This window comes from Aeromonas sp. LsrichE-8G, from assembly GCF_022869435.1.
GTDB lineage: Bacteria > Pseudomonadota > Gammaproteobacteria > Enterobacterales > Aeromonadaceae > Aeromonas > Aeromonas caviae.
In genome coordinates this window covers 13,934-26,907 of sequence record NZ_JALIHH010000028.1, presented here as the reverse complement: position 1 = coordinate 26,907, position 12,974 = coordinate 13,934, and the positions used below count along the sequence as shown (strand labels likewise).

10 protein-coding genes and 1 tRNA gene are annotated in these 12,974 nt (G+C 63.0%); 5 read left to right on the top strand and 6 right to left on the bottom strand.

What is annotated here, in order from left to right:
- The first annotated feature begins 308 nt into the window (after positions 1–308).
- Together MUW49_RS06135 and MUW49_RS06130 are read left to right on the top strand one after the other, a co-directional pair.
- The gene (locus MUW49_RS06135; RefSeq protein ID WP_039041236.1) at positions 309–1,049 is read left to right on the top strand and encodes a phosphatase; all 741 of its coding nucleotides are present in this window, start codon (positions 309–311) and stop codon (positions 1,047–1,049) included.
- Between the two features lie 87 nt (positions 1,050–1,136).
- Positions 1,137–1,212, top strand: a tRNA-Thr gene (locus MUW49_RS06130).
- 240 nt (positions 1,213–1,452) lie between these two features.
- Here the strand turns inward: MUW49_RS06130 and MUW49_RS06125 are convergent.
- The 4 genes from MUW49_RS06125 to MUW49_RS06110 all read right to left on the bottom strand — a co-directional run bounded on the left by MUW49_RS06125 (position 1,453) and on the right by MUW49_RS06110 (position 8,534).
- Positions 1,453–2,448, bottom strand: a complete 996-nt coding sequence (locus MUW49_RS06125; protein WP_128271500.1) for a sulfate ABC transporter substrate-binding protein — start codon at positions 2,446–2,448, stop codon at positions 1,453–1,455.
- 329 nt (positions 2,449–2,777) lie between these two features.
- Positions 2,778–4,193 carry an efflux transporter outer membrane subunit gene (locus MUW49_RS06120; protein WP_244812524.1) on the bottom strand — a complete coding sequence of 472 codons (1,416 nt, stop codon included), beginning with the start codon at positions 4,191–4,193 and terminating at the stop codon, positions 2,778–2,780.
- Complete coding sequence (locus MUW49_RS06115; protein WP_010673711.1) at positions 4,186–7,335, bottom strand: efflux RND transporter permease subunit; 3,150 nt, start codon at positions 7,333–7,335, stop codon at positions 4,186–4,188. Before MUW49_RS06115 ends, MUW49_RS06120 begins: the two co-directional genes overlap by 8 nt.
- 17 nt (positions 7,336–7,352) lie before the next feature.
- The gene (locus MUW49_RS06110) at positions 7,353–8,534 is read right to left on the bottom strand and encodes an efflux RND transporter periplasmic adaptor subunit (RefSeq protein ID WP_114522902.1); all 1,182 of its coding nucleotides are present in this window, start codon (positions 8,532–8,534) and stop codon (positions 7,353–7,355) included.
- Positions 8,535–8,692: 158 nt separating this feature from the next.
- On the opposite strand from MUW49_RS06110, the gene MUW49_RS06105 reads away from it, so the two are divergent.
- The 3 genes from MUW49_RS06105 to MUW49_RS06095 all read left to right on the top strand — a co-directional run bounded on the left by MUW49_RS06105 (position 8,693) and on the right by MUW49_RS06095 (position 11,327).
- Complete coding sequence (locus MUW49_RS06105; RefSeq protein WP_052815707.1) at positions 8,693–9,328, top strand: TetR family transcriptional regulator; 636 nt, start codon at positions 8,693–8,695, stop codon at positions 9,326–9,328.
- A gap of 91 nt (positions 9,329–9,419) precedes the next feature.
- Positions 9,420–9,983: a methyltransferase gene (locus MUW49_RS06100; RefSeq protein ID WP_244812523.1), complete on the top strand. Its 564-nt coding sequence runs from the start codon at positions 9,420–9,422 to the stop codon at positions 9,981–9,983.
- A gap of 168 nt (positions 9,984–10,151) precedes the next feature.
- Positions 10,152–11,327 (top strand): dicarboxylate/amino acid:cation symporter, encoded by a 1,176-nt coding sequence (locus MUW49_RS06095; RefSeq protein WP_010673707.1) that lies wholly within the window; start codon positions 10,152–10,154, stop codon positions 11,325–11,327.
- 63 nt (positions 11,328–11,390) lie between these two features.
- On the opposite strand, the gene tesB is transcribed toward MUW49_RS06095, so the two are convergent.
- The gene (gene tesB, locus MUW49_RS06090; RefSeq protein ID WP_244812522.1) at positions 11,391–12,254 is read right to left on the bottom strand and encodes an acyl-CoA thioesterase II; all 864 of its coding nucleotides are present in this window, start codon (positions 12,252–12,254) and stop codon (positions 11,391–11,393) included.
- A gap of 181 nt (positions 12,255–12,435) precedes the next feature.
- A complete protein-coding gene (locus tag MUW49_RS06085; protein WP_045524070.1) occupies positions 12,436–12,807 on the bottom strand; it encodes an endonuclease domain-containing protein in 372 nt (123 codons plus the stop codon).
- Positions 12,808–12,974: the final 167 nt, after the last annotated feature.

Below are 12,974 nucleotides of genomic sequence, written 5' to 3'. Positions count from 1 at the left end.
AAACATTAAGTCTCGCCCAACCTGCGTCATGCTAGTTGGGCATTTTTTTACCCTGCCGTCACCCGATGCGCCGACAGAGAACCAAAAAAAACCGTCGCAGGGGCGACGGCGGGGAAAACGGGTCTGACCATCCAGTGTCGACCCATCGATGGGTGTTCAGGCTTGCATCGATGTCGCCATCCTCGCAGTGAAACGTCATCAGACTTTGTCAGCACAGACCCAAATTGTGACAAAGTATGGCAACCAGCCACATGGCCCGGCTTCGCCAATCTTGCTATGCTGTCGCCTCATGCCAGAGGGGAGAGAAGATGAAGTATACGGTCGATACCCACACGCACACCGTCGCCAGCACCCACGCCTACAGCACCATTCACGATTACCTGCCCATCGCCAAAGCCAAGGGAATCAAGCTGTTCGCCACCACGGACCATGGCCCGGACATGGCAGATGCCCCGCATTACTGGCATTTCGTCAATCTGCACGTGTTGCCCAGGGTCGTGGACGGGGTCGGCATCCTGCGCGGCATCGAAGCCAACATCAAGAATATCGACGGTGAAATAGACTTCCCTGAGCGCTACGAATCGCGGCTCGACATGATCATGGCGGGCTTTCACGAACCGGTGTTTCCCCCCTGCGATCAGGCGACCCACACCCAGGCCATGATCAACGCCATTCGAAGTGGTCGGGTCGACATGATAAGCCACCCCGGCAATCCCGCCTTCCCCATCGATATCCAGGCGGTGGTCAAGGCAGCGGCAGAGTATCGAGTGGCGCTGGAGGTCAACAACTCCTCGTTCAGTCACTCCCGTGCAGGCAGTGAAAGCAACTGCCGCGCCATCGTCGAGGCGGCGCGCGATCTGGGTGCCTACCTCACTTTCGGCTCCGACTCCCACGTGGCATTCAGCCTCGGCGACTTTGATCACTGCCATCGGCTGGTCACCGAAGCCAACTTCCCACATGAGCGGATCCTGGCCCGCTCCCCCCGCGCACTGCTCGATTTTCTCGAGAGCCGCGGCCGTGCTCACATCCCGGAGTTCATTGACCTCTGATATGCCTTAACATCATGAGCCAACTCATAAAATCGAGTTGGCTCAATTGACTTGTCCGGCTTTTTTCACGACTCTGAACATCAAACCGCCGGTATAGCTCAGTTGGTAGAGCAGCGCATTCGTAATGCGAAGGTCGTAGGTTCGACTCCTATTACCGGCACCAGACAGACGAAGGGTTGGCCTCAGTGCGAGGCCAACCCTTCGTGCTTTTTGTCCCGGGTCTCGGGCCAAGACGCCGGTGTAACTGCGCCAGAACACCCTCCCCTTCCAGGACACCACCATCCGCGACGGTCCTGTTCATCTTTCAGAGCCTGACGCACCAACCTGGCCCCACCATCAGAGAGGGCAGCCAGGCAGCCACGCCCCAGCTGCACCTGGGTGAGCATCGTTATCCCGGGGCCCCTCAGCGCTGGGCATAGATCTGGTCGAACACCCCGCCCTCCTTGAAGTGAGTGCGCTGGATCACAGGCCACTCGCCGAAGGTCTTCACCACGTCGAGGAAGGTGGCGTTCGGGAAACGGTCTGCAAACTCGGCGAGGATCGCCGGGTTGCGCGGGCGTAGATAGTTGCTGGCAGCAATGCGTTGGCCTTCGTCGGACCAGAGATAGGCCAGATAGGCTTCGGCCTCCTTGCGGGTACCCTGCTTGTCGACCACCTTGTCCACCACTGACACCGGCAGTTCGGCCACGGCAGTGACGCTCGGATAGACCACCTCGAAGCTGCCACGGCCGAACTCGCGGGCGATCATCTCGGCTTCGTTCTCGAAGGTGACCAGCACGTCGCCTATGCGGTTCTGGATGAAGGTGGTGGTGGCGGCGCGGCCGCCGGTGTCGAGCACGGGAACCTGCTTGAACAGCTTCCCGACAAATGCCCTGGCCGCATCTTCATCGCCCCCCTGCTCCAGCACATACCCCCAGGCAGACAGGTAGGTGTAGCGGCCGTTCCCCGAGGTCTTGGGGTTGGGCACGATGACCTGTACCCCCTCCTTGAGCAGATCAGGCCAATCCTTCAACCCCTTGGGGTTGCCCTTTCGCACGATGAACACGGTGGCCGAGGTGAAGGGGGCGCTGTGATCCGGCAGGCGATCCGCCCACCCCTTGGGCACCAGGCCCCCATGCTCGGCGAGGGCGTTGATGTCGGTGGCCATGTTCATGGTGATGACATCGGCGGGCAGGCCGTCGATGACGGCGCGCGCCTGCTTGCTCGATCCGCCGTGGGACATGTTGATCTGCAGTGGCTCCCCGCCTTCTGCCTGCCAGTGCTTCAGGAAGGCTCCGTTGTACTCCTTGTAAAAATCGCGCATCACGTCATAGGAGGCGTTGAGCAGGGTGGCCGCCTGGGCCAGCGGGGCGAGAGCCAGTCCTGCAATAAGCAGGGTGGCGGGCACGAGTCGTTTCATTTCACATCCTTGGAATGAGGGGCGAGTGACTGACTATAAGAGTCGACCATTTATTCTTTGAAAGAATAATTACGGCACAGCTTATGCGATAAATGGCATCGCCTGGGTCCGTCGCAACGGATGACGGCGATGAGGTGGTCACCTCCAGGCGGGTCATGATGGTTGCCGAGGGCGGCGCCCATGAACGTGGGGCACCTCCTGCCCGCTCCCTGCCCCGGGCAGGGAGCGCCGTTGTCATCTGCCTCGATGTGGCTTCTCGACATGACAGATAAAAAACGGGGCGAACCTAGTGGTTCACCCCTGATGCTTTTTACGTCAACCCCGAGGGGTCAACCCTGTTTGTCTGATGGCGGCTCTGCGTCCTTCGGCGCCTGCCAGCCGCCACCGACGGCCTTGTAGAGGGCGACCTGGTTACTCAGCTGGGCGAGCCGGGTGCTGATGAGCCCCTGCTTGGCGCTGAACAGGGAGCGCTGGGCATCGAGGCGGGTCAGGTAGCTGTCCACCCCTTGCTCGTAACGCACCTCCGCCAGCCTGAAGTAGGTCTGGTTGGCATCCACCAGCGCCTGTTGCGCCTGCAGCTGCTGCGCGTAGTCAGCCTGGGCACCGAGGGTATCCGCGACCTCCTTGAAGGCGGTCTGGATGCTCTTCTCGTAGCTCGCCACCGCCTGTCTGGTCCCCACCTCGGCCACGTCCAGATCCGCAACGCGCTTGCCGCCATCGAAGATGGGCAGATTGATCTGGGGCATGAAGGTCCAGGTGCCGGTGCCGCCGTCAAACAGACCGCTCAGCTGGTTGCTGGCGGTGCCCGCCGTCGCGGTGAGCGAGATGGTCGGGAAGAAGGCGGCGCGGGCCGCCCCTATGTTGGCGTTGGCCGCCTTCAGGTTGTGCTCCGCCGCCAGGATGTCCGGGCGTTGCTGCAACAGGCTGGAGGGAGCCCCCACCGGGATCGGCGCCAGTTTCACCTCGGCCAGGGTAGCCGGTTGTGCCGCCAGCACCGGGATATCGGTGCCAAGCAGCAGGGCCAGACCGTTTCTGTCCTGCTTCACCAGACGCTGGTATTGCGCCTGGCTGACCTTGGCGTTTTCCAGTGCCGTGCGCCCCTGGGCCAGCTCCATCTCGGAGGCGGCGCCCAGGCGGTATTTGTGCTCGGTCAGGGCATAGCTCTCCTGCTCGGTGGCGAGGGTCGCCTGGCTCAGGGCCAGCAACTCCTGATCCGCCAGCAGGGTGAAGTAGGCATTCGCCACCGAGGCCACCAGCGCAATCTGGGTGCTGCGCTGGGTCTCGATTTGCGCCAGATAGGTCTCAAGGGCCTGATCTTTCAGGCTCTGGATCCGGCCAAACAGATCCAGCTCATAGGCGGTGATGCCGATGTTGGCGCCGTACTGGCTGCTGATGGTGCCCTGCCCCGTACTACTGAGATCGTCCGATCCCTGCTGGCGGGTACCGCTGCCACTGGCGGCCAGGGTCGGCAACTGGGCCGCCCGCTGGATACGGTATTTCGCCTCGTAGGCCTCGACGTTGAGGGCTGCCAGGCGCAGATCCCGGTTGCTCTCAAGGGCGGTGCCGATCAGCGTCTGCAGGGCCGGGTCCTGGAACTGCTGGCGCCAGGGGGCAAGTTCCCCCTTGGCGGCCAGGTCAGCTTGCCAGGAGGCGCCTTGGGGCAGCTCGGGGCGCTGGTAGTCGGGGGCCATGGAGCAGCCCCCCAGCATCAGGGTCACGCCCAGGGCGATCAGGGTCTTAGTCATGGTTGATCTCCTTGGTGTGGACACTCTCTTCCCCGGCATGCTTGCGTTCGGTGAAATAGCGCATCACCAGCACAAAGAACAGCGGCACGAAGAAGATGGCGAGCACGGTGGCACTGATCATCCCCCCCATCACGCCGGTCCCGATGGCGTTTCGGCTGCTGGCGCCCGCCCCGGTGCTGATCACCAGGGGCAGTACCCCCAGGATGAAGGCGAGCGAGGTCATCAGGATGGGGCGCAGGCGCTGACGCGAGGCCTCCACCACCGCATCCCCGAGCCTCATCCCCTTGTCGTGCAGCTCCTTGGCGAACTCGACGATGAGGATGGCGTTCTTGGCCGACAGCCCGATCGTGGTGAGCAGGCCCACCTGGAAGTAGACGTCATTCTCAAGCCCGCGCAGGGTCGCGGCCAAAATGGCCCCCAGCACCCCGAGCGGCACCACCAGCATGACCGAGAACGGAATGCTCCAGCTCTCGTAGAGGGCCGCCAGACAGAGGAAGACCACCAGGAGCGAGATGGCGTACAGGGCCGGCGCCTGGGAGCCTGCCTGACGCTCCTGGAAGGAGAGGCCGGTCCACTCGATACCGATCCCTTCCGGCAACTGTTTCACCATCTCCTCGATGGCCGCCATGGCATCACCCGTACTCTTGCCCGGGGCCGCCTCACCGACGATCTCCATGGCGGAGACACCGTTGTAGCGCTCAAGACGGGGCGAGCCGAAGCTCCACTCCGTGCTGGCAAAGGCGGAGAAGGGCACCATCTGGCCCGCGCTGTTGCGCACGTACCACAGCTTCAGATCTTCCGGGTTCATCCGGAAAGGGGCATCCGCCTGCAGATAGACCTTCTTGACCCGGCCTCTGTCGACGAAGTCGTTCACATAGGAGGAGCCCCAGGCCGCCGACAGGGTGTTGTTGATGTCGGTGATGGAGAGCCCCTGGGCCAGCGCCTTCTCGTAATCGATCTTGATGTCGAGCTGGGGCGTGTCTTCCATCCCGTTCGGGCGTACCCGCACCAGGTTGGGATCCTGCGACGCCATGCCGAGCAACTGGTTGCGCGCCTGCATCAGCTTCTCGTGACCCAGACCGCCGCGGTCCTGCAGGAAGAAGTCGAAGCCGGTGGCCGTGCCGAGTTCCGGAATGGGGGGCAGGTTGAAGGCGAAGACCTGGGCTTCCTTGATGCTGAACAGGAACCCCATGGCGCGGCCGATGATGGCATTGGCGCTGCGCTCTTCTCCCTTGCGCTCGCTCCAGTCCTTGAGCTTGATGAAGGCCATGCCGCTGTTCTGACCGCTACCGGCGAAGCTGAAGCCCGCCACCGTCAGCACGGAGTCCACGTTCTCCTTCTCGTTCTCGAGGAAGTAGTCGCGCATCTCCCCGAGCACCACCTCGGTCCGCTCCTTGGTCGCCCCCACCGGGAGCTGCACCATGGACATGATGACCCCCTGATCCTCTTCCGGCAGGAAGGAGGTGGGCATGCGCATGAAGAGCACCGCCAGCACCGCCAGCATGGCCAGATAGATGATGCCGTAGCGGGTGCCCTGCTTGATCACCTTGCGCACGCCGTTCTGGTAACGGTTGGCGTTGGTGTCGAAGAAGCGGTTGAACCAGCCGAAGAAGCCGCGCTGGGCGCCGAATTCACCGTGCTTCATGGGTTTGAGCAGGGTGGCGCACAGGGCCGGGGTCAGGATCAGGGCCACCAGCACCGAGAGCACCATGGCCGAGACGATGGTGAGGGAGAACTGGCGATAGATGGCACCGGTAGAGCCACCGAAGAAGGCCATGGGCACGAACACCGCCGACAGCACCAGGGCGATGCCCACCAGGGCGCCGGTGATCTGGGTCATGGACTTGCGGGTCGCCTCGAGGGGGGAGAGATCCTCCTCGCTCATCAGACGCTCCACGTTCTCCACCACCACGATGGCGTCATCCACCAAGAGGCCGATGGCGAGCACCAGACCGAACATGGTCAGGGTGTTGATGGAGAAGCCGAAGGCCGCCATCACCCCGAAGGTGCCGAGCAGGACCACGGGCACCGCGATGGTCGGAATCAGGGTTGCCCGGAAGTTCTGCAAGAACAGATACATGACGCAGAAGACCAGGAAGATCGCCTCGATCAGGGTCTGCACCACCTCCTCGATGGAGATCTTCACGAACGGCGTGGTGTCGTAGGGATAGACGATCTCCATGTTGGCCGGGAAGTACTCGGAGAGTTCACCCAGCTTGGTCCGCACGTGCTCGGCGGTGTCCAAGGCGTTGGCACCGGTCGCCAGCTTGATGGCGACGGCGGCGGTGGCCTGGCCGTTGTAGAGCGCGGTCGCGTCGTAGTTTTCACCGGCAAGCTCGACCCGGGCCACGTCCTTGAGCTGGACCTTGGAGCCGTCCTGGTTCACCCGCAGCAGGATGTTGTTGAACTCCTCCACGGTGGAGAGCCGGGTCTGGCCCATGATGGTGGCGGTAAATTGCTGATCGCTCACCGCAGGGGTCCCCCCCAGCTTGCCAAAGGCAACCTGGGCGTTCTGGGCCTTGATGGCGGCCTGAATGTCGGCCGGGGTCATCTGCACCCGGTTGAGCTTGTGGGGATCGAGCCAGACACGCATGGAGTACTGGCTGCCGAACAAGGTGATGTCACCGACCCCGTCCAGACGGCTCAGGGGCTCCTTGATGTTGGCTACCACATAGTCCGCCAGGTCATCGTTGGTCATGGCGCCATCGGTGGAGATGAAGGCGGCCACCATCAGGAAGCTGCTGGAGGTCTTCTGGACCCGCACGCCCTGTTGCTGCACCTCTTGGGGCAGGAGCGACATGGCCTGTTGCAGCTTGTTTTGCACCTGCACCTGGGCGATGTCGGGATCCGTGCCCGGCTTGAAGGTGAGGGTCACGCTGACGTTCCCTGACGAGTCGGATTGCGCCGACATGTAGAGCAGGTGATCCAGCCCGGTCATGTTCTGCTCGATGATCTGGGTCACCGAGTCTTCCACCGTCTTGGCGGAGGCCCCCGGGTAGCTGGCGGAGATGCCAACCGCCGGCGGGGCGATGGTCGGGTACTGGGCCACCGGCAGGCCGATGATGGCCATGGCCCCGGCCAGCATGATCACCAGGGCGATCACCCAGGCGAAAATGGGTCTATCTATGAAAAAACGTGCCATGAGGCGACTACTCCATCCTACTGCTTGGTTGCCGGGGTCTGTTGTGCGCTGTTGCCGGCACGTTCAGTGGGCGCCACCACGACCCCGGGTTTGACTTTCTGCAGACCGGCGACGATCACCTTCTCGCCAGCCTTGAGACCGGACTCCACCACCCAGCTGTCGCCGGACATGCGGCCGACCTGCACTTCACGCAGTTCCACCTTGTTGTCCGCCGTCACCACCATGACGGTGGCACCGCCCTTGGGGGTACGGGTCACGGCAGTCTGGGGCACCAGCAGGCCTTGCGGGCGCTCGCCCTCCTGCAAGGTGGCACGCATGAACATGCCGGGCAGCAGCAGTTGATCCGGGTTGGGCACGATCACCCGCAGGGTCACCATGCCGGTCGCCTCGTCCACGGTCACGTCGGAGAACTGGAGGGCCCCTTTCTCGCCATACTGGCTGCCATCTTCCAGCTGGAAGCTGACACCGGCCCCGTCCTTCTCCCCCTGGGTCAGCTTGCCCTCGGCCACCAGGCGCTTGAGGCGCAGCAGGTCGGCGGTGGACTGGCGCACGTCCACGTACATGGGGTCGAGCTGGGAGATGGAGGTGAGGCTGTCCGCCTGCTGGGCGGTGACCAGGGCACCCTCGGTCACCGCCGATTTGCCGATGCGGCCGCTGATGGGGGCCGTGATGCGGGTGTAGGCCAGGTTGATGTTGGCGGTCTGCAATGCGGCCTTGGCGGCCCCGATCTCGGCCAGCTGCTGTTTCCAGGCCGCGTCGGCGTCGTCATACTCCTGGCTGCTGATGGCTTTCACCTTCACCAGCTCGGCGTAGCGCTGGGCCTTGAGACGGGCGCTGCGCTCGTTGGCCTCGGCCTTGGCGAGGTTGGCCTTGGCGGAAGCCACTTGGGCCTGATAGACGGCGGGATCAATCTGATAGAGCAGCTGACCGGCCTTGACGTCGCTCCCCTCGGTGAACAGGCGCTTGAGGATGATGCCGTTCACCTGGGGACGCACCTCGGCCACCCGCAGGGGGGCGGTGCGGCCGGTGAGCTCGGACAACAGTTGCAGGGGGGCCGTATGGAGGGTGACCACGTCCACGGCGGCGGGAGGCATCTCCCCCATGGCCTGCTGGGCCCCGTCCTTGTCACCACAGCCAGCCAGCAGGCCGCTTGCCAGCAAGGCAAGGCCGACCGAACGTGCGAGAATATGTTTATGCATCAAGTCTCTGAACCTCAGTTTCAATCAAAAAGAAGTGACAAAACCACAGGGTTTATAAGGCCCCTGTTGGTAAAACGGCGAAGATGAGGCAATATACATACATTCATGAATGTATGTATGTAAGAAACTTTTTTCACTTTTAAACAGGACCGGAGTCAATGGCCAGACGCACCAAAGAAGAGGCGCAGCAAACCCGCTGCAACATCATGAGCACGGCCCTGGATCTCTTCTGCCAACAGGGGCTGGCACGCACCAGCCTGACCGATATCGCCAAGGCGACGGACCTCACCCGGGGCGCCATCTACTGGCACTTCAAGAATAAAGAAGAGCTGTTCGTCACCCTGTGGGAGGAGCTGTGTGCCCCCCTCTCCCACCAGCTCGATGCCTGCGTCGACGAGGCGGAGCCGGATCCCCTGGGCAAGCTGCGCAGCTTTCTCAAGGAGGTGATGCTCAAGATCAGCACCGAGCCCGCCCACCAGCAGATGTTCACCATCATGTTCAATCTGGAATCCATGGAGGGAGAGGCCGCCGTCATGCGCGAGCACATGCACCTGCAATCCATGAATTTCTTCCGGGATCTGGAGATCACCCTGGCCAATGCCGTGCGTCGCGGCCAACTGCCCGAGGGGCTGGATCTGCGCCGCGCCGCCACCCTGCTCCACTGCACCCTGGACGGCTACATCATCAACTGGCTGCACTTCCCGGATCGCATCGATCTGATGGAGGAGTCGGACTTCCTCCTCGATACCCTGTTCACCCTCATCGCGAGCCCCACCCTTCGCCGCCACCCCTGAGTCAGCAAGACGCGCCGCCCCCGCCAATGCTCAACAGCCGGGGGCAAACCTGCTAGAGTAACGCCCCCCCACCACGATGAGCCCGACACCCTTGCCACACGCCCCCGCGCCGGCGCACGACGCCGCCCCTCGCCCCGCCCTCGTGGCAGGCGCCCATGCCCCCTTCCTGGCCCTGCTGGGCAACGGCCGTCATCTGCTGGAGGCCGGTTGCGGGGCAGGAGAGGATCTGCGCCTCTTTCGCCAGCAAGGCCTCACCGTGACCGCCTTCGATGCGAGCCGGGCGCAGGCCGCCGCCGCCTCGCGCCTGTGTGGCCAGCCGGTGCGGGTCTGCCGCGTCGAGCAGATGCAAAGCGTCGTTCCCTATGACGGCATCTGGGTCAGCGGCTCCCTCCCCTGTCTGCCCGAGCACGAGATAGCCCCGGCGCTCGGTCATCTGGCCACCCTGCTCAAGGCCGGGGGCCCCCTCTACGCCTCCTTCCCCCACGGGAAGGGCGAACCGCTGCCACGGTCGGGGGAATATCCCCTGCAGACCCGGCTCGACGAGGCGGGGCTGCGACGCCTGATCGCTCCCCTCCCCTTCACCCTGCACCATGGCTGGGTGGGGGAAGATGAGGTGAACGGCCCCTGGCTGCACGCCTTGCTGGTGCGGTGCTGATCCGCGAAAGCCCCCGGGGACAGTGACACCTCACGGCATTCAGCCCATTAACAATATTTAACCCTGAGTTAACCACCATAAAGCAGACAAGATGCGGCGTTTGTGTTAAAAAGCGGCATTAAAATCAAAATTAAATAACAAATCAGACACCAACACCTGGATTCCCCCATGAAACTCGTTCTCAATCTGGTTGCCGGTATCCTCGCCGGCCTGCTGCTCGGTCTCTATGCCCCCGAATGGGTCGCCCGCGTGCTGTTCACCGCCAAGACGGTGATAGGCCAGCTCATCACCTTCACCATCCCGCTCATCATCCTCTTCTTCATCATGAGCGGCATCGCCAGCCTGCCGAAGAACTCCGGCAAGCTGCTGGGCAAGACGGTGGGGCTCTCCTACTGCTCCACCATACTGGCGGGCCTGTTCGCCTTCACCGTGGCGAGCCACTTGATCCCGCACCTGACCACGGCCGCCGAACCCACCGCCGAGGCTGCCACCAAGCTCACTTCCTACATCAACCTCGAGATCCCGCCCCTGTTCGGGGTGATGTCGGCCCTGGCCGCCGCCTTCGTGTTCGGCATCGGCATCAGCGCCACCCAGGCCACCGACCTGCGCCGGGTCGCCGATCAGGGCCGTGACATCATCGACCGCCTGCTGGCACACGTGATCATTCCCCTGCTCCCCTTCTACATCGCCGGCGTCTTCGTCGAGATGACGGTGGAAGGCACCGTCTTCGCCACCCTCAAGACCTTCGGGGTAGTGCTGGTGATGGCCATCGTCATGCACTGGATCTGGCTCTGCGTCCTGTTCGTCGGCACCGGCCTCGCCCAAGGGCGCTCCCCCGTCATGCTCATCAAGAACATGCTGCCCGCCTACTTCACCGCCCTTGGCACCATGTCCAGCGCCGCCACCATTCCGGTGGCCCTGCAAGCCAGCAAGCGCAACGGCGTGAGCGACGGCATCGCCAACTTCACCGTGCCCCTGTGCGCCACCATCCACCTGTGCGGCTCCACCATCACCCTGGTGACCTGCGCCACGGCGGTGATGTTCCTCTCCGAACACCTGGCCATTCCGGGCTACGGCACCATGGTGCCCTTCATCATGATGCTGGGCGTCATCATGATTGCCGCGCCGGGCGCACCGGGTGGCGGTGTCATGTCCGCGCTCGGCCTGCTCACTTCCATGCTCGGCTTCGGTGAGGCCTCCATCGCCCTGATGATCGCCCTCTACCTGGCTCAGGACAGCTTCGGCACCGCCTGCAACGTCACCGGTGACGGCGTCATCGCCCTGTGGGCCGACCGCTTCGCCCGGGGCGAGCCAGCACTCAGCACCGAGCAGGACGCAGCCTGATAGCGCAGGCAATAAAAAACGGGAGCCATCGGCTCCCGTTTTTTATTGGCGCAAGGGGGCGTCTCAGCCCCGGCGGCGGATCACCCCTTCCTGCATGGTGCTCGCCACCAATACCCCATCCCGGGTGAAGAACTGGCCGCGCACCAGACCCCGACCGCCGCTGGCGCTCGGGCTGTCCACCACGTAGAGCAGCCAGTCGTCCAGCCGGAACTCCCGGTGGAACCACATGGAGTGATCGATGGTGGCCACCTGCATGTCCGGCTCCCAGTAGGAGACCCCGTGGGGCTGCAGGGCGGCGAACAGGAAGTGGAAGTCGGAGGCATAGGCCAGCAGGTAGTTGTGGACCCGCTGATCATCCGGCACCGGGCCATTGGCCTTGAACCAGGTGTAGCGAAGGGGCTCGTGAACATCCGGGCGGATGGGGTCCACCAGGGTCACGGGGCGAATTTCGATGGGCTTCTCGCACAGGATCTTGTCCCGCAGGGCCGCCGGGATCATCTGCTCGTAGGGACGCACCAGCTCCAGCTCGCTCTTGAGCTGCCCCGGGGGCGTGATGCCGGCCGGCATCTTCGCCTGGTGCTCGAAGCCCTCGGCCTCCACCTGGAAGGAGGCGTTGAGGTAGAAGATGGGCTTGCCATTCTGGATGGCCTTTACCCGGCGGGTGGAGACGGTCTGGCCGTCGCGGATGTTCTCCACGTCGTAGACGATGGGCTTGTTGGCATCCCCGGGGCGCAGGAAGTAGGAGTGGAAACTGTGGACCTGGCGGTCGCTTGCCACCGTCTGCTTGGCGGCTGACAAGGCCTGCCCCATCACCTGTCCGCCAAACACGGATCGCAACCCGAGATCCTGGCTCTGGCCCCGAAACAGGCCCTCCTCGATCTTTTCGAGCGCCAGCAACGCCAGCAGCTCATCCAGTACCTTGCTCATTGGTTTCTCCTGTCTTTGTGCGCGAAAGGCTAACAAGCCCGTCCCGACAGGGCAACCATCCTGATGCACATCCCCGTCTGCAACCACCTCCCCTTCAAAAAAGGGAAGTGTATGACGCTTTCCAGCCCGTACAGAGGGCACTCTGGCCCCCTCCCCTGGCAAGGGGAGGGCTGGGGTGGGGTCAGACGCGATCAAGCCATGCCCGAATAGAGACAACCACCCCGGGTAGATTTTCCATCACCTCCCTGTTGCTAAATCTCAGTACCGTCAGCGACAGGGCCGCCATGTAGGCATCCCGTCGCTTGTCATGACGCAAACCCCGCATGTCGAAATGGCTGTCGCCATCAACCTCAATGACCAACAACCGCCCGGGGCAGTAAAAATCCGCAATGTATGGGCCTATACCTTGCTGACGGCGAAACTTGACTCCGAGTTGCCCAGCCCGAAGCGTCTGCCACAATCGCCGTTCAGGCTCTGTTGGATTGTTTCGCTGTTCACGCCGTTTATCCAGCGTGGCCTCGCGGTTGAAAACACGCACTGGCTTCTCGTTCATGACAGTATTCCTCCGACTATGACCCCTGTCAGCATAACAACTACTCACCCCCTCCCAGCCTCCCCCTTCAAAAGGGGGAGGAGCTTGTCTGGCCCTTTCTCTCCCCTGTGCGATTCAGTCTCAAGGAGCCCGGCAGGAGCAGAAAACAAAAAAGCCCGCACCTTGAG